At 71.6% G+C, this 22,163-nt stretch carries 18 protein-coding genes; 5 read left to right on the forward strand and 13 right to left on the reverse strand.

Annotated features, from left to right (window positions below; all coding sequences use genetic code 11):
• Nucleotides 1-3: 3 nt before the first annotated feature.
• The 4 genes from RV983_RS35225 to RV983_RS35240 all read right to left on the reverse strand — a co-directional run bounded on the left by RV983_RS35225 (nt 4) and on the right by RV983_RS35240 (nt 3,041).
• Nucleotides 4-372 carry a VOC family protein gene (locus RV983_RS35225; RefSeq protein WP_475989775.1) on the reverse strand — a complete coding sequence of 123 codons (369 nt, stop codon included), beginning with the start codon at nt 370-372 and terminating at the stop codon, nt 4-6.
• Nucleotides 373-433: 61 nt separating this feature from the next.
• Nucleotides 434-925, reverse strand: a complete 492-nt coding sequence (locus tag RV983_RS35230; RefSeq protein WP_475990548.1) for a hypothetical protein — start codon at nt 923-925, stop codon at nt 434-436.
• Between the two features lie 2 nt (nt 926-927).
• Entirely contained in the window at nt 928-2,343 is a 1,416-nt protein-coding gene (locus tag RV983_RS35235) for a molybdopterin-dependent oxidoreductase (protein ID WP_475989776.1), read from the reverse strand.
• A 206-nt stretch (nt 2,344-2,549) separates the two neighbouring features.
• Nucleotides 2,550-3,041: a MarR family winged helix-turn-helix transcriptional regulator gene (locus RV983_RS35240; protein WP_475989777.1), complete on the reverse strand. Its 492-nt coding sequence runs from the start codon at nt 3,039-3,041 to the stop codon at nt 2,550-2,552.
• A gap of 240 nt (nt 3,042-3,281) precedes the next feature.
• Here RV983_RS35240 and RV983_RS35245 point away from each other — a divergent pair, with 240 nt between their 5' ends.
• Nucleotides 3,282-4,016 carry a DUF4142 domain-containing protein gene (locus RV983_RS35245; RefSeq protein WP_475989778.1) on the forward strand — a complete coding sequence of 245 codons (735 nt, stop codon included), beginning with the start codon at nt 3,282-3,284 and terminating at the stop codon, nt 4,014-4,016.
• A gap of 94 nt (nt 4,017-4,110) precedes the next feature.
• Here the strand turns inward: RV983_RS35245 and gap are convergent, their stop codons facing one another.
• From gap to RV983_RS35260, 3 genes are all read right to left on the reverse strand, one after another.
• Entirely contained in the window at nt 4,111-5,109 is a 999-nt protein-coding gene (gap, locus tag RV983_RS35250) for a type I glyceraldehyde-3-phosphate dehydrogenase (protein ID WP_475989779.1), read from the reverse strand.
• Nucleotides 5,110-5,241: 132 nt separating this feature from the next.
• Nucleotides 5,242-6,189, reverse strand: a complete 948-nt coding sequence (locus tag RV983_RS35255; RefSeq protein ID WP_475989780.1) for a GlxA family transcriptional regulator — start codon at nt 6,187-6,189, stop codon at nt 5,242-5,244.
• A 656-nt stretch (nt 6,190-6,845) separates the two neighbouring features.
• On the reverse strand, nt 6,846-8,210 hold the full coding sequence (locus RV983_RS35260) for a lamin tail domain-containing protein (protein ID WP_475990549.1): 1,365 nt from the start codon (nt 8,208-8,210) through the stop codon (nt 6,846-6,848).
• Between the two features lie 441 nt (nt 8,211-8,651).
• On the opposite strand from RV983_RS35260, the gene RV983_RS35265 reads away from it, so the two are divergent.
• Complete coding sequence (locus RV983_RS35265) at nt 8,652-9,671, forward strand: hypothetical protein (protein ID WP_475989781.1); 1,020 nt, start codon at nt 8,652-8,654, stop codon at nt 9,669-9,671.
• A 20-nt stretch (nt 9,672-9,691) separates the two neighbouring features.
• Here the strand turns inward: RV983_RS35265 and RV983_RS35270 are convergent, their stop codons facing one another.
• The 6 genes from RV983_RS35270 to RV983_RS35295 all read right to left on the reverse strand — a co-directional run bounded on the left by RV983_RS35270 (nt 9,692) and on the right by RV983_RS35295 (nt 14,712).
• Entirely contained in the window at nt 9,692-10,510 is an 819-nt protein-coding gene (locus RV983_RS35270) for a siderophore-interacting protein (RefSeq protein ID WP_475989782.1), read from the reverse strand.
• 118 nt (nt 10,511-10,628) lie between these two features.
• Entirely contained in the window at nt 10,629-12,062 is a 1,434-nt protein-coding gene (locus RV983_RS35275) for an aldehyde dehydrogenase family protein (RefSeq protein WP_475989783.1), read from the reverse strand.
• A gap of 113 nt (nt 12,063-12,175) precedes the next feature.
• Nucleotides 12,176-12,748 carry a dihydrofolate reductase family protein gene (locus RV983_RS35280; RefSeq protein WP_475989784.1) on the reverse strand — a complete coding sequence of 191 codons (573 nt, stop codon included), beginning with the start codon at nt 12,746-12,748 and terminating at the stop codon, nt 12,176-12,178.
• A gap of 251 nt (nt 12,749-12,999) precedes the next feature.
• Nucleotides 13,000-13,224, reverse strand: coding sequence for a hypothetical protein (locus RV983_RS35285; RefSeq protein ID WP_475989785.1), 225 nt, complete (start codon nt 13,222-13,224; stop codon nt 13,000-13,002).
• 365 nt (nt 13,225-13,589) lie between these two features.
• Nucleotides 13,590-13,796, reverse strand: a complete 207-nt coding sequence (locus tag RV983_RS35290; protein WP_475989786.1) for a hypothetical protein — start codon at nt 13,794-13,796, stop codon at nt 13,590-13,592.
• 220 nt (nt 13,797-14,016) lie between these two features.
• Entirely contained in the window at nt 14,017-14,712 is a 696-nt protein-coding gene (locus RV983_RS35295) for an ABC transporter ATP-binding protein (protein ID WP_475990550.1), read from the reverse strand.
• A gap of 359 nt (nt 14,713-15,071) precedes the next feature.
• Between RV983_RS35295 and RV983_RS35300 the strand changes: the two genes are divergently transcribed.
• From RV983_RS35300 to RV983_RS35310, 3 genes are read left to right on the forward strand one after another with little or no spacing between them, the layout of a single operon-like run.
• A complete protein-coding gene (locus tag RV983_RS35300) occupies nt 15,072-18,392 on the forward strand; it encodes an FtsX-like permease family protein (RefSeq protein WP_475989787.1) in 3,321 nt (1,106 codons plus the stop codon).
• A 1-nt stretch (nt 18,393) separates the two neighbouring features.
• On the forward strand, nt 18,394-21,174 hold the full coding sequence (locus tag RV983_RS35305) for an FtsX-like permease family protein (protein WP_475989788.1): 2,781 nt from the start codon (nt 18,394-18,396) through the stop codon (nt 21,172-21,174).
• Nucleotides 21,171-22,163, forward strand: a complete 993-nt coding sequence (locus RV983_RS35310; protein ID WP_475989789.1) for an ABC transporter ATP-binding protein — start codon at nt 21,171-21,173, stop codon at nt 22,161-22,163. Before RV983_RS35305 ends, RV983_RS35310 begins: the two co-directional genes overlap by 4 nt.

The raw sequence follows: 22,163 nt of genomic DNA on the forward strand, positions 1-22,163 counted from the left end.
GCGTCAGCCCCGGGTGAGGCAGAAGGGATGCCCGGCCGGGTCGGTGAGGACCCGCCACTTGCCCCCGCCCGGCTGGCGCTCCGGTGTCGCCGCGCCCAACTCCAGCAGCATGGCCTCGGCTTCGTCGAGGTCGTCGACCGCGAAGTCCAAGTGGGCCTGCTGGGGCACGGCTTGACCGGGCCAGTCCGGGGCCCGGTAGCCGTCGACCCGCTGGAAGCCGATGAAGAACCCGTCCTCGCGGGTGAGACCGGCGAAGTCACGGTCGGATGCCGAGTGGAGTTCGAGTCCGGTGGCCTGCCGGTAGAAGGCGGCCAGCGCCTGGGGATCGGCGCAGTCGAGTGTGACCGCCGTCAGCCTCATCCGAGGGGGCACGCTTTCTCCTTAACAGCCGTCAACTGCGGGTGTGAACCGCTGTGGTACCCCACCGTAGCGATCACCTCCCCGGACGGGCGCCCCGCTCTACGGCCCGGGCGGCTCTGCGGAGACGGCGCAGCCGGAGTGCGTAGGTCAGTGCCGAAACGCCGAACAGTCCCGCGGTGATGATCAGCCAGCGAGGGAGGTACACGTCCAGGGTGAGCGCCGTTGCGGCCGGGTAGGGGCGCGAGATGCCGAGGACCAGGGGGAACCACACCAGCAGCAACAGACCGGACAGGAAAGCCGGTACGCGCAGGTGGTTGATCCACGGCGCCTTCGGCACGGCTTCCGCGCGGTGCCGCAGTACCGAGAGGGCCGACAGGTCCGCGAGGGAGTACAGGGGCAGCAGGATCAGGTCGTGGAGGATCGCCGCTCCCACGAGCCAGATCGCCACTTCGACCGGCCGCACCGCGAACAGCCGCACGCAGGCGTACGCGGTGAGCGCGAAAGAGCAGAGCAGGACCAGCAGGTGCAGGGGGTTGGCGCCGTACCAGCGCAGGGCGCGTGCCATGGTCACGTCCTGAAGGTGAGCCGGTGCACCCACTTGGTGTTGTTCACACCGGGGTTGGCCGGGACGATGACGCGCGCCGGGTAGCCGTGGTCGAGCGAGAGGTCGGCCCCGTTGACGCGCAGGGCGAGCAGGGCGCGCGGGTCGTGGATCTGGTTGCCGCGCAGTATGACCGAGCTGTAGGGGCCGGGTGGTTGCACGGACTCCACCAGCACACTCCCCGCCTCGGGAAGGCCCGCCATGGCGGCGAGCTCGGCGAGCCGCAGGCCGCTCCAGTGCTGGTCCTCGGTGGACCAGCCCTCGACGCAGGCGATCGGCAGCGCGGCCGCGCGCTGCCGTATGGCGAGGAGCTGTTCACGGGTGAGGACCAGGGCCGGGCCCCGGCCATGGACCTCCAGGCGCCAGGCACGGCCGGTCAGGGCGGGGGTGACGCCGACCGAGGCGGCCGTCTTGTTGATCTGGAAGCCGTTCGGCCCGGTCCCCGGATTGCGGTTGTGCGGGGCGAGCAGGGCGGTGCCGCGCAGCGCGCCGCCGATGCTCTGCCCGGCGGTGACCACCAGCAGGGCCAGCGACCCGGCCCCCACCATCCCCACGGCCCCGCGCCGCGACATCGTGGGGGCAGCCGGCGCGACCGCCACCAGACCGTCGGGGTCGGGCGGCTCGGGACGGGTGCGGGCGCGATCGGTGCGCAGTTCCGCGAGGAGCCCGCGGGAGCGCAGCGCACGTACCATGCGGCCGGATTTCAGGCAGACATGGACGATGAACGCGGCGATGAACACCCACGCGCCGTAGAAGTGCAGGGTGTAGAAGGAGCCGGGAAAGATGTAGAAGAGCTGGATGTTGAAGAGCCCGGTGACGAACTCGAAGACGGCTCCGCCCACCAGAAGGAGCAGGGAAAGCCGTTCGAGTCCGTGCGCGAGGGACCGCAAGGGCGGCCAGGAGAACAGCTTCGGGATGACCGACCACAGTTTGGCCAGCAGCACGGGCAGGAGGACCACGCCGAGTGTCACGTGGACGCCCTGGGTCAGCCGGTAGAGCCAGTACGGGTGGGTGGGCCAGTCGAACAGGTAGAAACCGAGCAGGCCCTTGTCGGGGGTCTGGTCGTTGAGCGGGCCCAGGCCCGGGTTGTACGCGGCGTAGGACAGCGCGCCGGTCACGAACATCACGGGGATGCCGAAGAGCAGCACCAGGCCGAACACCGACGTCAGCCACGGCCCGCGGATCGGGCTGCGCCAGAAGCCCGGCCGGAAGGGCCCCGGGGGCGGGGGTGTCTCCTGGGCCCGGCGCGCCGTCGACCGGGCACGGGCGATCGCGTCGGCGGTGGCTTTCCGCACGCTCCGCCACGGGTGCCGTCCGCCGTGCCTCGCCGGCTCCGGTGCCCTGTCCTGGCCGGGGGCCGGGGGCCGTTCGTCACCGTTCATCGACTGTCTCCTCCGCCTTCGGGCCGTGCCCTGGGAGAGGAGCGGGCGGCCCCGGTCACGCTGCCCTACACATAGATCAACGCGACCGTCCGGAGCCGTCACCACCACCGCGGATCGCCTCGCGTACCGCGAACACAGCACAAGACCGCACCCGTGTGGCGTATCCCGCAGGCGGCCGGCGGTGGAAGGGTGCGCGCGGGCGACGCTCACCAGCCGACGTGCAGCGGCGTTTCCTTGGCGACGGCGGGCTCGCCCCCGGCCTCGGTGAAAGCCTGCAGGGCCTGGACGAGGTGGCGGCGCTGGCCGGGCGGCATGGCCGCGACGATGCCCGCGATCTCGGTCCGGCGCCGCTCGGTGGCCTCCCGCACCGTCCGTCGCCCCGGAGCGGTGAGCGAGATGACGCTCATGCGCCGGTCGGTGGAGGACGCGCCCCGGGTCACCATGTCGGCGGACTCCAGCCGGTCCAGCATCCGCATGGCGGTCGACGGCTGCACGCCCAACTCCGCGGCGAGCCGGGTCAGGCTCAGTGCTCCACGGGTCTCGAGGACGACCAGCATCCGGAACTGGGGCAAGGTCAGGGCTTCCTCGACCGCGGCGAGTGAGCGGGCGGAGACGGCGACAAGGAGGCGCGACGCGGTCAGCAGAGCGCCGACCATAGCCTCGGCGTCGGAATCGTCGGCGGGGATGCCGGCGGCCATGGGTCATTTGTACCGCCCCGTGCGGTCGCGATGCCGACCGTTCCTCCGGGTCGACGGCTCCGGGAGACCTGTTCGCGTTCGCCGAGGCCACGCGACCTTTGCACAGCGGAAAGTTTGCACGCTACCAACACCGCCTGTGTCCCGTCCCGGGAACCACTCAGGCCCCTCCAATCCCGTGATTCCCAGGGCTCGGCGCGTTAGCGTCCGGATGCGCGTACGAAATTCCGCACAGGAGGCGTCATGTTCCCCAACCGGTTCACGGCCGGCACCGCACTGGTCGCCGGAGCGCTGGTCTGCACCGCTGCCGCGCTCGTCTACCCGGCGATGTCCGGGGTGAACGCGGCGGCGTCGTCGCCCTACGCGGGTGCGGTGTCCACTCCCTACGGGCCCATGACCGCGCTCGACCGGGAGTTCGTCGTCAAGGTGCGCCTGGCGGGACTCTGGGAGTTCCCGGCCGGTGAGATGGCACTCCAGAAGGGCACGACGCAGGCGGTCAAGACGGCCGGTCAGCACCTGATCGACGGCCACACCGCACTGGACAGCGCCGACCGGACGGTGGCCACCCAGCTCGGCATCGTGGTTCCCAACCAGCCCACTCCGCAGCAGCAGGGATTCCTCGCCACGCTCTCGGGCGCCAACGGAACCGGGTTCGACTCGACGTTCGCCAACCTGCTGCGACTCACCCACGGCCAGATCTTCAACACGATCGCGAAGGTCCGCTCGACCACCATGAACAGCCTGGTGCGGCAACTGGCCGATCAGGCCAACGACACGGTGCTCGACCACATCACGGTGATGGAGAGGACCGGGTTGGTGAACTTCCCGCAGGTCGTGGACCAGACGACCGCCAGCCCGACCATCAATCCGGCGGACACCGTGGCACCCTCGCCCGCCCCGGGCGAGCCCACGCTGGTCGTCAACCCGCAGGGCTCGGTCTCCCTGCCCCCGGCGGTGTCCGCGCCGCCGCAGCAGTAGTCTCCCGTCCCGGCCACGCGTGCCGACCGCCCGTCAGGGGCCACTCAGGAGACGGCCCCTGACGGTTGTTCAGGCGTCCGGTGACGCGCCGCACTCAGCCGCGGGCGAGCAGTTCCAGCGTGTCGACGACGCGGTTGGAGAAGCCCCACTCGTTGTCGTACCAGGCCACCACCTTGACGTGCCTGCCGTCGACGCGGGTGAGGGCGGAGTCGAAGATCGCCGACGCCGGCTGGCCGGTGATGTCGCTGGAGACCAGCGGCTTGTCGGTGTAGTCGAGGATGCCCTTGAGCCTGCCGTCGGCGGCGGCGCGGTAGGCCCCGAGCACGTCGTCGCGGGTCACCTCGCGCGAGACCGTGGTGTTCAGCTCCACGATCGAGCCGACCGGGACCGGTACGCGGATCGAGTCGCCCGACAGCTTGCCCGCGAGGTTCGGCAGCACCAGGCCGATGGCCTTGGCGGCCCCGGTGGTGGTGGGCACGATGTTCACGCCGGCGGCGCGGGCGCGGCGCAGGTCGCGGTGCGGGCCGTCCTGGAGGTTCTGCTCCTGGGTGTAGGCGTGCACCGTCGTCATGAAGCCGTGCTCGATGCCGGCCAGGTCGTCCAGCACGGATGCCAGGGGAGCCAGGGCGTTCGTCGTGCACGAGGCGTTCGAGACGATCACGTGCGCGGCGGGGTCGTAGACGTCGGTGTTGACACCGTAGGCGAGCGTGACGTCGGCCCCGTCGGAGGGGGCGCTCACCAGGACGCGCCGGGCGCCGGCGTCGATGTGGGCGCGGGCGGCGTCCGCCGCGGTGAAGCGGCCCGTGGACTCGAGCACGATGTCGACGCCGAGTTCCGCCCACGGCAGCTTGGCGGGCTCGCGCTCGGCGAGCACCTTGATGCGGCGGCCGTCGACCACGAGATCGGTCCCGTCGACCTCGACGGAACGGCCGAAACGGCCGAGCGCGCTGTCGAACGCGAGCAGGTGAGCAAGCGCGTCGGGGGCGGTGAGGTCGTTGATGGCGACGACTTCGAGGTCGGTCCCGCGCTCCAGCAGGGCGCGGAGGGTGTTGCGTCCGATGCGGCCGAATCCGTTGACGGCGATGCGGGTCATGAAAATGCCTTTCGTGTCGTCCTGTCGGGTCCATCCTCGGCATCCGGTTGCCGGGCCGACAGTGGCCCGAATGACACCGTGCGCAAGGATCTCGCCACATGTGCTGGACGCACGGGTGACCTGGGGGAAGGGTCAGGCCGAGAAGGTGTGCCGGTACTCCGTCGGGGAGGTGCCCAGAATGCGCTGGAAGTGCAGCCGCAGGTTCGCGCCGGTGCCGAGCCCCACTCGTCCGGCGATCTGCTCCACGCCCAGATCGGTGCGTTCGAGCAGTTCGCGTGCCAGGTCCACCCGCGCCCGGAGCACCCACTGCATCGGCGTGTAGCCGGTGTCCTCCACGAACCGGCGCGAAAAGGTGCGCGCCGACACCCTCGCGTTGCGGGCGAGCGTCTCGATGGTGAGCGGTTCGGCGAGATGCCCGAGTGCCCACTCACGGGTGCTCGCGAACAGGTCGCCGAGCGGCTCGGGCACGCTCCGGGGGACATACTGCGCCTGGCCGCCGCTGCGATAGGGCGCGGCCACCAGCCGTCGGGCCACGTGGTTGGAGAGGGCGACCCCGTGGTCGCGCCGCACCAGGTGGAGGCAGAGGTCGATGCCGGATGCCGCGCCCGCCGAGGTGAGCACATCGCCTTCGTCCACGAACAGCACGTTCTCGTCGACCAGCACCTGCGGATGCCTCTCGGCGAGGGCCTTGGTGTAGTGCCAGTGGGTCGTGGCCCGCTTGCCGTCGAGCAGTCCCGTCGCGGCCAGTGCGAACGCTCCCGTCGAGATGGCCGCGAGCCGCGTCCCCCGTTCGTGGGCGGCCGTGAGGGCGCCGACGACCGCCGCCGGCGGGTGGGTGGTCGCCGGTTCCCGGTAGCCGGGGATGAAGACGGTGTCGGCGTGCTCCAGGGCATCGAGGCCCTCGGCCACGTGGTAGGACAGGCCGTCCCCGCCGGTCACCGGCCCGGGCGCCGCGCCGCACACCCGCACCTCGTACGGCATGCTCGGCCGGCTGGAGAACACCTGCGCGGGGATGCCGACGTCGAGTGGCTTCGCCCCTTCGAGCACGAGCACGGCGACGTGGTGGTTCCTGCGGCTCATCGGGCCTCCTTCGGCGCTTTCGCCCCGGAGCGCGGCGTCCGCTCGCGCCCGTGACGTGGACGACCTCCACCGCAAGCATCCTGCCATTCGCCACGGCTCACCGGATGCGGGGCCGCTCGCCTCACCGCCCGGCGCGGTACGCGCTGCGGTGGTCGGGGACGACGACCCGCGTTACCGGGGGCTCGTGGCGGACCCGGGCGGCACGGGCGCCGACGTCCGCCGCCGGGTGAGCCGAGTGCCCCCATCGGCCGGGGAACGCAGCGGTACGTCGAGCCGCTGGTCGGGGCGGAGTCCTTCGGCCGCGCGCTCACTGACGTCGCGGGCGCCCATGAGGAAGGCCGACGGCCCACCGCTGCCGGCTGTGACCTGGAAGGCCAGGGCGCCTTCGACCGGGTCCACACGGCGCGCAGGGTGCCCCGCGTGGCCCGGCGCCCCTCGTCCGCCGGATGAGCGGCGCCCGGCCGGACGGCACTCCTTGACGCACGCGGCGGCCCCCGCCGCTCCGAACTCGCCGCCTACGGACGGGCGGTGGACCGTGCGTGCGCCGGTGCGAGGCGGCGACCCGCCGGACCCGCCGGACGGGGCTGACGGGTCGCAGGGGCGGGCCCTGTCCGGGGTGGACAGGGCCCGCGGCCGTGCGGTGGGCTGAGCAACCGTCAGCAGGTGATGGTGCCCTTGCGGAGGGCGTGACCGCTGGTGTTGCTGTCGTCGGCCCAGAAGACGGGCTTGGAGCCGGAGACGCACTCGCCGGCCGGGGCCACCGAGAAGCCCTCGTTGTTGATGTCGGCCATGCCGCTGGGCCGGTTGTAGACCGCCGTGGTGGCGAAGACGCCGGACGCGTTGACCCGCATCGTCCGGTGCTGGCCTCCGCAGGTGTCGTCGCACACGACCCACAGGCGGGAGGCCTGCGGCTCCCACTGCAGGTCCATGACGCCGGTCATCCCGCTGCTGACGGACGCGACCCGGGTGAAGGTGCCCGCGTCCTGGAGGACGTAGCCGTAGATCATGCCGGTGCCCTCGACGCCGACGAAGAAGACTCCGCCGGAGTGCGCGGCGTAGCGGTTCGGGTCATAGGCCGCGCCGGTCGACTCGTCCTTGAAGCCGGCCGCCGTCAAGGTCGCGTCCGGGACCCAGGTGACCGCCTCCAAGCCGAGGTTGGAGCCGACGGAGGGCAGAGCGGAGGTCAGGTTCCACTCCTTCGTGGCGGTCAGCGTGGTGGCCGTCCCGCTCACGTCGTACCGGAGGACGGACAGGCGGCTCGTGCCGGACGAGTCGCCGTTGCGCTCGCTCGCCACGAACACACCGCCGGAGGATCCGGCGCCGGTGACCGTCACGCCTTCGCTGTCAGGGGTGCCGGAGCCGCCCGGGAAGCGCAGTTTCTTGCCGGTGGACCAGCCGTTGGCGGTGTCGGGCTTCCAGCCGCCGGAGCCGTTCGGGAGCAGTCGCCACAGCTTCCCGGAGTTCTGGGCTCCCCACAGGACGTCGCCCTCCTGGTACAGACCGCTGAGGTCGGAACCGAAGACGTTCGAGGCGTCGGCGGTGGCGACCGAGCCGCTGCCGGGCCACGCGACCGGCGAGGTGCCTCCCCCGCCGCCTCCGCCGCCGGTGCCGCAATCGTTCGCGGCACCGAGGGTCAGCTCGGCCGCACCGAACGCGCCGGTGCCGTCCGGGCAGCGCGACCACGACGGGTCGGAGTGGTCGTCCCAGCTGAAGCTGTCGACCAGAGTGCTGCCGTCGGCGAGGTAGAGGCGCGCCTGGTCGTCGGAGCCCAGGCCGAACGCGTCGTGCACGTCGAAGGCCCGGAACCTGCCCGGGGCCAGCGTCGTCCCGGACGCGATCTTGTACTTCGAGCTCTTGTTGTCGTCCTTGAGGATCCAGCCCGAGATGTCGACGGTGCCGGTGCCCTTGTTGTACAGCTCGATCGAGTCGTCGACGTCTCCGGTGGTCACGACCTCGTTGATCCGGATGTCGTCGGCCGGGGCCGCGTGGGCCGGGGAGGCGACCAGAGTGCCGGCCACCATCGCCGGGCCGGCGAGGGCAACGAGGAGGCGGCGCAGGGTGCGGCGTCGCCGGGGCGTACGTGATGCGATCACGAAGTCCGTCCTGGGGTCGTTCTGACAGGCCGGAGTGAGACTTCCGACAGGGACCGAACGGCCACCGTCGCAGAGGCGCCTGACGTGTGAACGGTCGGCCAACTGGCGTGAGCGGGCGCGGCGTCGGGGTCCGTGCGCCGCAGGGCGCAACCGGTGCGGTACAGGCCGCGGCGGGTCAGTGGGGTGGTAGGCGGATCCCGCCCGACTCCCCGTCAGGCGTGGACGACGGGCGGCGGGCGGCGGGTCCGCTGCGCCGGTTGGCTCATCCGAGTGGCCTGGAATCGCTCCGCTCCCAAGACTGATCGCAGCAGGGGTCAAGAACCGGGTCCGCCCCGCGGGCACCCGATCGTCGAACTTCAGGGAGAACCCATGGGCCTCAAGCGTCCGAGGGCCGGTCGCGGCGAGGGCCCGTTCGCCGTCCTCGCGGCCTGCGCCCTCGTCCTCGCGACCGCGCCCGGCGCGCTGCCGGAATCCCGGACTGCCGAGGCGGCCGCCCCGTCCGGCTGCATCGCCACACCAGCCGAGTACAAGGCGGTGTGGGATGCCCGGCAAGTCCGTTGCGTCTCACCGTTGTTGTTCGCCACCACCCACGCACGCGGCAGCACCACGCTGTACCCCCCGGGCTTCCGGTACGCGTGGGCGGCCTCCCACACGAATCTGGAAGGCTATCTGAGACTGCGCAGCCTGTACGGCAACCGTCCGGAGAAGGTCGGCATCGGCATCCTGTCGTACGTCGGATACCCGGGCCTGGAAACCTGGTCCACCGAGACCGACCTGGAGGTCTACACCCTGCCGCCCGGCGTACGGGCCCAGGTGCCGGCCTTCGAGACGTGGTTCCGCCTGCTCGACGAGGAGTTCGGCGACACGGGAGCCTACCCGCTCCGGGGCCAGGTCCAGCTCGCCTACGCCTACTCCCGGCTCGGCCGTGGCGAGGACGTCGTCGGCGCGTTCCGGACCGTGACCGGCTGCAGCAGGTCCGCACTGCTCAAGGGCAAGGACTTCTCGCCGGGGATCGGATGCAACCGCTCCTTCCTCGACGCGATCGCGGCCGCAGGACCCTCCCCGTACGGCACCGGCGACTCCGAGTCCTGCTTCCGGAACTTCGCCGAGCGGTACCGGGGGCGCAGGAACGCCGCCGCGCTGCGCGGAGTGCTGTACCAGTGCCAGGACGCGGGAATCCTCAACACCGGGGTGGGGCTCGGCTACAACACCTACGCGAACCCCTTCGTCTGCAAGCCCGCGTGGAAGCAGTCGGTACTCCAGAAGTACACCGGCAGGGAGTTCATCCTCCCGAACGCGAGGCTCGACCGGTTGCCGAGCGCCGTCGAGATCGCGCTGGACATCGGAGCGCCCTCCCAGCGGGGCTTCCTGCACCAGGGATATTGCTGAGCCCGGCGGCGAGGGGACGGTCAGGCGGGCTGGCGGGCCTCGTGCTTCCAGAAGCCCGTGAAGGTGATGCGGTCCTTGGGGAGGCCGGCGCGGTGGAGGTGCCGCCGGCCCTTGGTGGAGAGGCCCGATTCGCCGGCGATGAAGGCGTAGGCGGCGGTGTCGACCGTCGTCAGTCCACGGAGTTCACCGAGCGCGGCGTGGCCGGGTACGGCGTGCGCGTCGTCGCGGACGACCCAGGTGACGGTCATCGCGGTGGGGGCGTCGAGGTCGCGCCGGTCGTCTCCGGTGGGGACCTCCTGGATGAGCCGGCCGACGGTGTCGCGGGGGAGTGAGCGCAAGATCCCCGTGACGGCGGGCAGACCGCTCTCGTCGGCCACGACGATGACCTCGGAGGCGCCGGGCGGGCAGTCGAAGGTGATGCCCTGGTCCAGCAGGGCCAGTTCGTCGCCGGGGCGGGCACCGCAGGCCCAGATCGCGGCGCGGCCTTCGACCTCGCCGGTCGGCAGGCGGTGGACGACGAAGTCGATGTCCATCTCGGCGGCCTCGGGACGGTAGTCGGCCACGGTGTAGTTGGCGCAGTGCGGCCGTTCGCCCTCGGGGATGGCGAGGTAGGGGAACCACCACCGGGCGCCGGTGAACTCCGGCAGCCGCAGGGTGGATTGGTGAGGGAGTGTCATGAAGAGGCGGAACCAGTGGTCGTAGCCCAGCCAAGGGAACTCGGCCAGATCCGGGCCTGTGGCGGTCACGCGGTGGATGGAGGGGGACATCCGCTCGGCGCGGACGACTTCGGCGCGGAACATCCGGGGGTTCTTCGGTGGGAGCCGCGGGATCTTCGCCATGAGGGAAGGCTAGCCTAAGTTCATCGCGGCGCCCATCGCCCCCGCGCACGGGACGAGGACGGCCGCCCCGTATCGCGGTGCTGTCGCACCGCGATACGGGGCAGGGAGCGTGCGGCGGTCAGCGGGTGATGGCCTTGGTCTCCAGGAACTCTTCGAGACCGGCCCGGCCCATCTCCCGTCCGTTCCCCGACTGCTTGTAACCACCGAAGGGCGCAAGGAAGTTGTGCTGCGCCCCGTTGACGTCGACCTGGCCCGCGCGGATCCGGCGGGCGACGGCCAGCGCATGGCCGGGCTCGCCGGCCACCGATGCGCTGAGGCCGTAGACGGTGCTGTTGGCGATCGCCACGGCGTGCTCGTCGTCGGTGTACGGGATGACGACGAGGACCGGGCCGAAGATCTCCTCCTGCGCGATGACCGAATCCGGGTCGACGTGTCCGAAGACGGTCGGCCTGACGTAGGCGCCTGTCTCCAGGCCCTCCGGGCGGCCCGGGCCGCCGAACACCAGCGTGGCACCGTCGGCGATACCGCGCTCGATGTAGGCGTCCACGCGCTGCCGTTGGCGCTCGGAGGCCAGCGGTCCGATCCGGGTGCCCTCGTCGGAGGGGTCGCCCACCGTGTATCCGGCGGCTGCCTCGCGCAGCATGTCGACCACCTCGTCGTGCAGTTCCGCCGGCACCAGCATGCGCGTCCAGGCGCCGCACGCCTGACCCGCGTTGGCCCAGGCGTAGCCCAGGCCGCGGAGGACGGCGCTCTTGACATCGGCGTCCGGAAGGATGATGTGGGCGGCCTTCCCGCCGAGCTCCAGCGCTACGCGCTTGACGGTTCCGGAGGCGACGGCCGACACGCGTTTGCCGGCCGCTGTCGAGCCGGTGAAGGACACCATGTCGACACCGCCGTGCGCGGCGATGGCCTCACCGACGACCGGTCCCGTGCCGTGCACGACGTTCAGGACGCCCGGGGGTAGGCCGGCCCCGGCGGCGATCTCCGCGAAGACCATGGCCGTCAGCGGGGCGATCTCGGAGGGCTTCAGCACCACGCTGTTGCCCGCCAGCAGCGCGGGCACCACCTTGGTCACCAGTTGCTGCAACGGGAAGTTCCAGGGAGTGATGGCGCCCACGACACCGATCGGCTCGCGCACGATCAGGGAGTTGACGACCTCCTCCGTCCAGGGGAAGTCCTCCGCGACGGTGATGCTCGCGGTGGTCGCGAGAACAGGGAACGCTGCCTGCGCCATGCGCGAGAACGAGATCGGAACGCCGATCTCGGCCGTGATCGTCGCCGCGATCTCCTCTGTGCGTGCCTGCATGCCCTCCACCACACGCTTGAGCACTGCCGTACGTTCCTCGGGCGCCGTGGCGGCCCAGCCGGGGAAGGCTGCCGTGGCCGCCTCCACCGCGCGGTCGACATCCTGGGAGGTGCCCTGCGGGACCTTCGCGACGACGGCGCCGGTGGCGGGATTGACCACGTCGATCAACGGGCCGTCCGCGGGTACGGCACGTCCGCCGATCCAGTGGGCGGGAGTGGGGAAGGGGTGTTCGGTCGAGTCGTTCATAGGACCCAGGAAACAGCGACGCATGATCGGCAACCAGGGACGAACTGTCCCGTGACGGCCGCCACACGGCGCGGGCGGGACCGGCGCTGTTCCCCTGACGATGCCGGGCCCCGTCAGTGGACGACGTCGAAGACCTGCTTCTGCACGCCGTTGCCGTAGACCTCGTGCTCGACCGGCTTCAGCTTCCGGGTGTCCTGGTCCGCGGTGCTGAACAGGCGCTTGCCGGCGCCGAGCAGCAGCGGGTAGACGAGCAGGTGGTAGCGGTCGATCAGGCCCGCGTCCGAGAGGCTGTGGTTCAGTGAGGCGCTGCCGTGGACGATGATCGGGCCGCCGTCGGTCTCCTTGAGCGCGGCCACCTCGTCGAGGGAACGCAGGATCGTGGTCTCGCCCCAGCCGGCGACCAGGCTGTCCTCGGTGAGGGTGGTGGACACGACGTACTTCGGCAGGGTGTTGTAGCGCGCGAACTCCGCCATACCCGGCCATACGGGGCTGAAACCCTCGTAGCTGGCCCGGCCCAGCAGCATCGCGGTGGATTCCTCCTGTTCGCGTCCCTTGATCTCGAGCGCCTCGAGGACGAACTCGACGTCCTTGAAGACCCATCCGGAGTTCCGGTAGCCGGGTTCGCCGCCCGGAGCCTCCACGACGCCGTCGAGCGAGATGAATGCCGTGCTGATGACCGTGCGCATGAGAGGTCTTCCTCCGTGTCCTGGACATGTGTGGTGCGACGCCCCTGGGGGCCGTTCCAGGATGCGACCGACAAAAATAATTGTCAAGGAGGAAGGAATTGTCGGTGGCGGGGCGCCGACAGGGCGTGGCCGGGCGTCGGCGGGGCGTGGCCGGGCGCTGTGGGGTTCGAAGTGCGACAGCCCCCGGCGCTCGGCGGCGCAGAGGGCCGCAGGGTGCCGGGGGCTGTGGAGAGGATTCGGTGGGACGAGGGTCAGGTGCGCCGTACCAAGGAAAGCCGCCCCAGTGCGTCCCGGTGTATCCGGTGCACTTCCGCGCGGCCGCTCTTGATGAAGGCACCGTCCCGCGCGGCGCGCTCCGACGCGCTGTTGGCGCGGGTCAGGGCCAGGTGCGCGGCGTGGTCGGCGTCGAACGCCCGGTCCACGATGTAGAACAGCCAGACGTCACGGGAGTCGGCGGTCCGGGTCTGCAGCCCCACGAGCCACTTGTCGTGGCGGGTGGCGGGTGGCGGGCGTGCCGGTCGCGGTGCGGTCCGTGTGCGAGGGCCGGTCCCCGGCGGCGACGTGGCGCGGGGCCCGAGGCTCTGCGTCGCCGTCGGGCCTGTTCGCGGTGGTCTCACGGGAATCGCGTCGGGTCATCTCGAGCAGCATGGCCCCTCATCTCCCTTCTCGGACTCCATTCCGGCGGTCGCGCCGGGGTGATGCACTCCCCCTCCCGGCGTGCCGAGATTGTCTGGTGTGTCGCTCTACTTGATAGACCGAATGGCGATGGCGCGGCCGTCCGTGACATCGACGGCGAAACTCCGGGAGAGGGTGTTCACACTTTTCCCATGGTGTGTCATGGTCACAACATGCAGGAAGGCCTGCTCGCGACGCAGATGCGTGGCGTGCCCCGGGTCCCGCGCCGGGGGCCGACGTTCGAGCCGGGGGAGGCCGGCAGTCCGCGAAGTGAGTCACCGATCGCGTCGGGCCGCGTGTCGATCGCGGAGATCTCCTCGCGCAGATGGCGGATGCGCACCTCGAGAAACGCGGCTTCCGTGGTCAGCAACATGACGGCCACCTGTGCGTGAGGTGCGGCGTCGCTCGTTCGGAACATGGTTGCCCGCCCTGACGGTTCAGCGGGAATGTCACCCGGAGGAGGGGGAGCGGGGACATGCACCACTGACAGGACAGGTGAGGAGTCCGTGACACCGGTCGCGTATGAGGTGTGGCGGCCCGATGGTGTCACCCCACCCGGGGCGGGGCGGCCCAGCCAACGGGCCGTCACATCATCAGGAGGACGGGTCGTCGCCGCTCGGTTCACCTTCCAGGAGGGAGCCGTCGCGCAGTTCGATGACGCGGTCGGCGAGGGCGAGGAGTTGGGGGTCGTGGGTGGCGACGAGGGCGGTGACACCCTCGCTGTGCACGACCGCGCGCAAGAGCTCCATCACGGCACGCCCGGTGTCGGCGTCGAGCTGGCCCGTCGGCTCGTCGGCGATGATCAGGGCCGGACGGTTGGCCAGGGCGCGGGCGATGGCCACACGCTGCTGCTGGCCGCCGGACAGCTCACCGGGGCGCTGGGCGGCGTGCCCGTCCAGGCCGACAAGGGTGAGCAGGAGGCCGACGCGCTCCTCGCGCTCGGCGCGGTCGGCCTTGCGCAGCCGCAGCGGGACGCCGACGTTCTCGGCGGCGGTGAGGATCGGCAGCAGGCCGAAGGACTGGAAGATGAAACCGATGCGGTCCCGGCGCAGAGCGAGCAGTTCGCGTTCACCGAGCCCGCCGAGCTCGGTGCCGTCGACGCGGACACTGCCGGAGTCGGGGCGGTCCAGCCCCCCGATGAGGTTGAGCAGCGTCGTCTTGCCCGAACCCGAACGTCCCTTCAGGGCGACGAGTTCGCCGCGCCCCACGCTGAAGGACACACCCCGCACCGCGTGCACGGCCGTGTCCCCGCTCCCGTAGGTACGCACCAGGTCCTCAATGACGACCATGGCATCGGAAACCGTGCCGCGCCCGGCCGGCTTCCCTTGTCGGTCCAGCAATCCCTTGCTCATGGCGGCCACCCTAAGTAAGAGCCCTCGGAGGCAGCTACGGCGTGACTGCAAATAGCAACGTGATGATGGGCACAGTGGGATTCCGGGGCAGTCATTGGCAAGAGTGTATTCGGATGAGATGATCACCCCGCGTTCGGATGGATTGTGGCGGTGTCACTCGCGCCTGGTGCGGTGACTCGTGGCTGTGCCATCCGGATCTCCGCAGCAACCGCACTGCCGGCGCAGTGATCGGAGCCGATGTCGCTCCCGCGGTTGCGGAAGAACGAGGGTTGGGGACAGTGCCGAGGTTTCTACTGTTGCGGCTGCGCGCCCACCGGCTGCTCTTGGGCGCCGCCTTGCTGTCGATCGTGCTCACGACGTGCACGGTGGCGGCACTCGCGGCCTTCGGGGCGTCGGTAGGGGACGCGGGGCTTCGGCGCGCGCTCCAGGACCCGACGTCCGGCCGGACCCTCGTCGAGGTGACCGCGGATGCCAAGGATGCTCAGGACGACGACCGCTCGGCCACGGACCACGCGGTACGCAAGGCCATCGACGGAGCGTTCGACGGGCTGCCGGTGACCGTGGCCAGGAGCACCCGTTCCGGCGCGTACGGTCTACCGCCGAGCCTGCGGCCACCGGGCGCGCCGGACTCGGGCAACCCGGATTTGACCGTGCTCGCCACGCTCGACCCGTCGCGGCTGACGGTGGTCGACGGAACACTTCCCGGACCGCCGGCGGGGGAGGGACCCGTACCGGTGGCCCTGCCCGAGACGGCGGCGACCGCGCTCAAGCTGCGCCCGGGCGACCAGGTCACGTTGGCCGACCGCCTCGACGGCGGGACCTTGAAGGTGAGGCTCACCGGTACGTACCGGCCGACCGACCCGGCTTCGTCCTACTGGCGGTTGGACCCGCTGGGCGGTCGTGAGACCCGGACCCTGACGTTTACCACGTACGGGCCGATGCTCGTCGATCCGGCCGCCTTCGCGCCGGGCCGCGTCCCGGTGGCCGAGGACGTCTGGCAAGGGCGTGCCGACTTCGCCACCGTCACCACGGCCCGCATGGACCGGCTCGGTCAGGCTGCCCGGCAGGCCGTTGCCCAACTCGGCCACGTGGCACCGGACGGCGACATCACGGCGAGCACTGAGCTGCCGGATCGGCTGGACGAACTGCACCGGACCCTGTTCGTCACTCGTTCCACGCTTCTCGTCGTCGCGCTGCAACTGGGCCTGCTGGCCGCGCTCGCGCTGTTCCTGGTCGCCGGACTGCTGGCGGCCGAACGCGCGGGGGAGACCGCGTGGCTGCGTGCCCGAGGGGGTTCACGCGCCCGTGTCGCCGGGCTCGCCGCGACCGAGGCGCTTCTCCTCGCGCTGCCCGCCGCCGTGGTGGCGCCTCTGCTGGCCGGCCCGCTGGTGCGGCAGTTGGCCGCGCACGGGGCATTGGCCCGCGCCGGGGTGACGCTGACAGTGACCCCTTCCACCTGGTGGGCGGCCGTCCTGACCGCGGCCGTGTGCGCCTTCATCGTGCTGGCACCGTCGCTGAGGCGCCCCGGGACGTACGCGGGTGAGCAGGCGGCGGGCGACGGCCGGCGAGCGCTGCCCGGTCCCGTGCGCGCCGGGGCCGACATCGGCCTTCTGGCCGTCGCGGTCCTGGCGTTCTGGCAGCTCTCCCGCCGCGCCGGCGGATCGGGTGTGCTCACGGTCGACAGCGGCGGGGCCCTGGGTGTGGATCCGGTCCTCGTGGTCGCGCCGGCGTTGTGCCTGCTCGCGGGCGCCGTGCTCACCCTGCGCCTGCTGCCGCTGGCCGCCCGGATCGGCGAGCGGCGCGCAGCGCGGGTCCGCGGTCTGGCGGCGGCGCTGGCCGGATGGCAGCTCTCCCGGCGGCCCGGACGCGGAACCACACCGGCGTTGCTGCTGGTCTTCGCCATGTCGATCAGCGTCTTCGCCATCGGGGAGAGCGCGAGCTGGACGCGTTCGCAGAGCGACCAGGCGGACTTCGCCGTGGGCGCGGACGTCCGCGTGACCGGAACGTCCACCCCGCCCTTCGGACAGGGTGGCGTGTACGACGGCATGCGCGGTGTCACCGCGGTCACGCCTGCGGGCCGCTCGTCGGTGCCGCTTCCGGGAGAGCGGGAGGCGACCGTGCTCGCCGTGGACACCACGACCGCGGCCGACGTGATGCGGTTGCGTGAGGACCTGGCCGACAAGCCCCTGGCGAACATGCTGAGGAGCCTGCGGCCCGAGCAGGACGTCCCTGCCGGAGCACAGGGGTTCGTGCTGCCCGAGGACGTGGCCCGACTGCGGGTGACGCTGAGCCTGGCGGCCGTGGACGGCAATGACCGAGCGATCACGAGCACCGTCACCGACCGCATATCGGCTACCTTCGCCGACCGCTACGGGACGCCCTACACCTTTGTGCTGGGCGACCTTCCCGCGGACGGACGGCGGCACGCACTGGAGGCGGACTTCGCCGCCGAGGCCGGCCGGGCACGCGGCGCCGGACCGGCCGGACCTCTGCGCCTCAACGGTCTCAAGGCCGACTTCCTGCTACCGAGCGGGGACGAGTACCACCGGCTCTCCCTCACGGGACTGACCGCCATGACCGCGGACGGGGCCGAGAAGGCGGTGTCCGTACCGGACGGCGCCACTTGGAGCGTCCGTACACGGACCGAAGCACCCGACATCGGCCCGGCAGGCGGCCCCACAACACGTGCGCAGACGCCGCGCTCCGATCACCGCACTCCCTTGACCGTGCGTTACGAAACCGGTTCGGTGCCCGCCGCGGACGACTTCGAGAACGGTTCCAACGGTGCCTCGGTGGGTCTGCGTGCCGGCACCGCGTTCAAAGGCGATGTGCCCGCGGTGGTCACCGACGCCTTCTTGCGGGCGGTCGACGCACGCGTGGGCGACGAGGTGAGCGTCGATGTGCGGGGTGTGAAACTGACCGTCCGCGTCGCCGGAGCGGTACGGGCGTTGCCCGCCACCGGTGCGCCGTCGGCCGATACCGACGGTGGTGCGCTCTTGCTGGACCTGCGGACGGTGAACCGCGCGCTGGCCGGGTTGGACCAGGGCGAGTGGCAGCCGGGTGAGTGGTGGATCGCGACCGATCCGGGTGCCGGTGGGCGTGTCGCGTCCGAGTTGCGGGCCCGTGGAGACATCACCTCGGTGCTGGCACGTGACGAGGAGCGGGCGGATCTGCAGAGCGACCCGCTCGGCGCCGGCCCGCTGTCGGCGTTGCCTGCCGCTGTGGTGACGGCGACGGTGCTGGCGGCCCTCGGCTTCGCGGTGGCGGCGATCGGTGCGATGCGGGAGCGGGCGCAGGAAACCGCCATCCTGGCCGCGCTGGGTGCGCCGCGGCGTTCGCTGGCCCGTGTGGTGGCAGTCGAGCAAGGGCTGCTGGTGGTGGTCGCGGTCGGGGTGGGGGCGGTGCTGGGCGCCGTGCTGACCCGGCTGGTGATGCCGCTGATCGTCCTGACCGCAGGGGCGGAGAGTCCGGTGCCGGCGGTTCGGGTGGAGTTGCCGTCCGGGTCGCTGCTTCAACTACTGATCGTCGTGGCCGGGGTGCCGCTGCTGGTCGTGGCGCTGATGGCGCTGCGGTCGAGCGACCCGGTCCAGGCGCTGCGTCGTCAAGGAGGTGAGTGACATGACCGAACCGCTGAGTCCTCGCGGTCACGGCGACGTGTCCTGGATCCGCGCCCGGCTGCGGGCCGCCCCCGGCGGGACCGCGGCCCTGGCCGCGCTGGTGCTGGTGACCGCGTTCCTGGCCGCAGCTCTGCCGCGGGCCGTGGACGGGTACGAGAACGACGCGCTGCGCGACACACTGCGGCAGGCGACGCCGGTGGAACGCGGCGTGACGATGTCGCTCGGTGTGTCGTGGCTGTCCGCTCCGAACAACGCCGAGGCCCTGCTCACCCCGCAGTCGGTCGTCACGACGGAGAAGGCGTTCCAGCAGGTCGTACGGAGTCCGCTGGCGCTGGACAAGAGCGAGACCGTCTACGGTGTGCGCAGTGCCGACGCCATCCCGGCCGTCGACCCCGGACTGTCTCGTCCTTCCAAGAGCCTGCCTCCGCAGGCCACGCTCTTCGCCCAGGAGGGCCTCGCGGGCCGTACCCGGATCGTCTCCGGACGGCTGCCCCGGTCCGGCGAGGACAGCGGTGTCGAGGCGGCGGTCACCGACCGCACCGCCAAAGTCATGGGGCTGCGGGCGGGTTCGGTCGTCCATCTGAGGGACAGCGTCGGTTCGACGCTGACCGTCAGGATCACCGGAATAGTTCAGCCCCGGTCCCCGGGAACCGCCTACTGGAACGCCGAACCCGACCTGCGATCGCCGACGCTGATCACCGTGACGGCGAAGCCCCCCGCCGATCCGAAGTTCTACTGGCACTTCACCGCGCTGATCCCACCGGCGAGCACGGCCGCCCTGCTCGATCTCCACAACGGCGCGGAGGTGTACTGGCACCACCCGGCCGACATCGGCGCGCTCACCGCACATGACGCCCCGGCGGTCCGTGAGCGGATCTCGGCGCTCAACGCGGGCCCGGACGCGGCCCGGTTGCAGGTGCTGACCGAGCAGCGCGGTCTGACCGTGCAGGAGGAGGGCTTGGCCGACCTGCTGACCCCCTTCCTGCGTGAGCGTGCCGCGTCCCAGCCGCTGATCCTGGTCGCCGCGGTCGGTGTCGGCACGGTCGCCGTCGTCGTCCTCCTGATGGCTGCCGGGCTACAGGTGGCACGGCGCCGGGCGGAGTTGACGCTGCTGCGCGCCAGAGGCATCGCCCTGCGGGGCCTGGCCGCCCGGCTGATCGGCGAGAGCGCGGTGGTCGCCCTGCCCTCGGCGGTCCTCGGACTGGGACTCGCACTGTTGGTGTTTCCCGACGAGCGGTCCACGCTGTCCCTGGCCTCAGCGGCTTTCGTCGCGCTCGTGGCCTCCCTCGCCCTGCCCCTGCGTGCTCTGGTCGTGGCTCGCCGTCCGCGGATCGAGCAGCGGGCGGACCTGGTAGCGGTGCTGCCGTCGCGACGGCGGACCGTGGCCGAGCTGACCGTCGCCGTCGTCGTGGCCGGCGCGGTGGTCACTTTGCGCCAGCGAGGCACCGCCGCCGGCGGCGCGGACGTGCTCACAGCGGCGGCCCCGGTCCTGATGGCGGTGATCGCCGCGCTGGTACTGCTGCGCGTGTATCCGCTGCCCCTGCGCTTCCTGGGCCGCCCCGCCGCACGCCTGAAGGGTGCCGTACTGCAGATCGGTGTGGCCCGCGCCGGCCGTGCCCCCTCGACCGCCGCGCTGCCGCTGCTGGCCGTGTTGACCGCGCTGACCGTGACGTCCTTCGGAGGCTCGGTCCTCGCGGGCGTCGAGAGCGGACGCGACCACGCCGCCGTGGTCAAGGTGGGAGCGGACGCGCGGGTGCAGTCCACCGTGGGCGTCGCCCTGCCGAAGGGACTGGAGGAGCGCGTCCGACAGGTCCCGGGTGTCCGCGGCACCCTGGGTGTCCGCGTCGAGACAGGGCAGCTGCTGCAGGCGACCGGCACCAGGTACGACGCCCTGATCGTGGATCCCGAACGCTACGCACGTCTGGCCGAGGACACCGGTGTGGGTTCGCCGTTCCCGGCCGCGGCACTGGCCGATCCGGGCAGGGGCCCGGCGCCGGTCATCGCCTCACCACGCCTCGCACGGCAGATCGGGGACGGCACGCTGACCGTCTACACGGCCGCGAGTGCCTTCGAGGGGCGTGTGGCGGCCACGGTGACCGAGACACCGGCGGTCGCGGGTCGTGAGTTCATCATCGTCTCGGAGGCGTCGGTGCACCGTGCGCACCCTGGTGCGGTGCCCGCGGCGACTCGTCCACTGACACTTCTGATCAGCGGCGAGCACATCGACGGCAGGGCGTTGCGTGCCGCCGTCCACGCTTCCGGGGCACGCGGCGTCCAGGTCCTGCTCCGCTCGGAGGAGCGGGCCGCGTTCGGGAACACGACGGCGCTGCAATCCGGTGCGCGCGGTGTGTATCTGGCGGCGGTGGCGGCCGGCGCGGGTTACAGCGCGCTCGCGTTGCTGCTGTCGTTGCTGCACAACGCACCGCAACGGCGGGCCCTGCTGGCCCGGCTGCGCACCATGGGAATGACCAGCCGGCAGCGGCAGAGCCTGGCCGTCCTGGAGATGCTGCCGCAGGTCCTGCTGGGCGCGGTCGGCGGCATCCTGGTCAGCGTCGCCACGGTGCCGCTGCTGCGGCCGGGCGTCGACCTGACGGCACTCGCCTTCAGCACCAGCACACCCGCCACCGACGTCTCGGCAGCGGTACTGCGCACCGACCCCGCCTCCCTGCTCCTGCCGTCGGCCGCGCTTGTCGCGCTGGCCTGCGCGGTGCTGGCGGTACAGGCATGGGTCACCGGACGGCGCGGCGAAGGAACGGAACTGCGGATCGGGGACCGATCATGACCGACAACACAACCCAGACCAGTAGCACCACTGCGGCCGGGGGCGGCGTCTCCCTGGCGGAACTCGAACGGCGCGCCACTGCGCACCGCGAGCGTCCCGCCTACGGACAGGACGCGCTCATCGCCTGCGACCGCCTGGTGCGCATCTTCACGGCCCAGGGGGTCGAGGTCCAGGCCCTGCAAGGACTGGACCTGCTCGTCGAACGGGGTGAACTCATGGCCCTGGTCGGCGCGTCCGGCTCCGGAAAGTCCACCTTGCTGAACATCCTGGCCGGGCTGGACACGCCCACCGCGGGAGCGGCCTCCGTCGCCGGCTTCGACCTGCTCGCCCTGGACGGCAGTGCCCGCCTGCGCTACCAGCGCGAGGTCGTCGGCTTCGTCTGGCAGCAGACCTCCCGCAACCTGCTGCCCTATCTCACCGCCCTGCAGAACGTCGTCCTGCCCATGCAGCTCGCCGGAAGCGTCAAGCGCCGCAAGGAACGCGCCACTCGCGCAGCCGAACTCCTGGAGCTGGTCGGCGTCGCCCACTGCGCCGACCGCCGCCCCCAGCAGATGTCCGGCGGCGAACAGCAGCGCACCGCCATCGCCGTCGCCCTGGCCAATCACCCCGCGCTCGTCCTGGCCGACGAGCCCACCGGCCAACTCGACTCCGCCACCGCGGATCAGGTCTTCGGCGCCTTCCGCGCCATCAACCAGGAACTGGGCACCACCGTCGTCATCGTCACCCACGACCAGGCCGTCGCCCAGGCCGTCGACCGCACCGTCGCCATCCGCGACGGCCGCACCGCCTCCGAGGTCCTGCGCCACACCACCGTCGACGACGAGGGCAACACCACCACTCACGCCCGCGAGTACGCCACCGTCGACCGTGCCGGGCGCCTTCAGTTGCCCCGGGACTTCACCACCGCCCTCGACATCCAGCACCGCGTCCTGCTCGACCTCGAACCCGACCACATCGAAGTCCGTCCCGACCGCCACGACACCCCCTGA

Source organism: Streptomyces sp. RLA123 (assembly GCF_056270165.1).

What these genes read in the sequence shown, in the direction of transcription:
- RV983_RS35265 (WP_475989781.1), top strand. Translation starts at nt 8,652, where the DNA reads ATGGGCCTCAAGCGTCCGAGGGCCGGTCGCGGCGAGGGCCCGTTCGCC.
- RV983_RS35310 (WP_475989789.1), top strand. Translation starts at nt 21,171, where the DNA reads ATGACCGACAACACAACCCAGACCAGTAGCACCACTGCGGCCGGGGGC.
- RV983_RS35275 (WP_475989783.1), bottom strand. Translation starts at nt 12,062, where the DNA reads ATGAACGACTCGACCGAACACCCCTTCCCCACTCCCGCCCACTGGATC.
- RV983_RS35305 (WP_475989788.1), top strand. Translation starts at nt 18,394, where the DNA reads ATGACCGAACCGCTGAGTCCTCGCGGTCACGGCGACGTGTCCTGGATC.
- RV983_RS35290 (WP_475989786.1), bottom strand. Translation starts at nt 13,796, where the DNA reads ATGTTGCTGACCACGGAAGCCGCGTTTCTCGAGGTGCGCATCCGCCAT.
- RV983_RS35260 (WP_475990549.1), bottom strand. Translation starts at nt 8,210, where the DNA reads ATGGTGGCCGGCACTCTGGTCGCCTCCCCGGCCCACGCGGCCCCGGCC.
- RV983_RS35295 (WP_475990550.1), bottom strand. Translation starts at nt 14,712, where the DNA reads ATGGTCGTCATTGAGGACCTGGTGCGTACCTACGGGAGCGGGGACACG.
- RV983_RS35255 (WP_475989780.1), bottom strand. Translation starts at nt 6,189, where the DNA reads ATGAGCCGCAGGAACCACCACGTCGCCGTGCTCGTGCTCGAAGGGGCG.
- RV983_RS35245 (WP_475989778.1), top strand. Translation starts at nt 3,282, where the DNA reads ATGTTCCCCAACCGGTTCACGGCCGGCACCGCACTGGTCGCCGGAGCG.
- RV983_RS35280 (WP_475989784.1), bottom strand. Translation starts at nt 12,748, where the DNA reads ATGCGCACGGTCATCAGCACGGCATTCATCTCGCTCGACGGCGTCGTG.
- RV983_RS35235 (WP_475989776.1), bottom strand. Translation starts at nt 2,343, where the DNA reads ATGAACGGTGACGAACGGCCCCCGGCCCCCGGCCAGGACAGGGCACCG.
- gap (WP_475989779.1), bottom strand. Translation starts at nt 5,109, where the DNA reads ATGACCCGCATCGCCGTCAACGGATTCGGCCGCATCGGACGCAACACC.
- RV983_RS35270 (WP_475989782.1), bottom strand. Translation starts at nt 10,510, where the DNA reads ATGGCGAAGATCCCGCGGCTCCCACCGAAGAACCCCCGGATGTTCCGC.
- RV983_RS35230 (WP_475990548.1), bottom strand. Translation starts at nt 925, where the DNA reads ATGGCACGCGCCCTGCGCTGGTACGGCGCCAACCCCCTGCACCTGCTG.
- RV983_RS35240 (WP_475989777.1), bottom strand. Translation starts at nt 3,041, where the DNA reads ATGGCCGCCGGCATCCCCGCCGACGATTCCGACGCCGAGGCTATGGTC.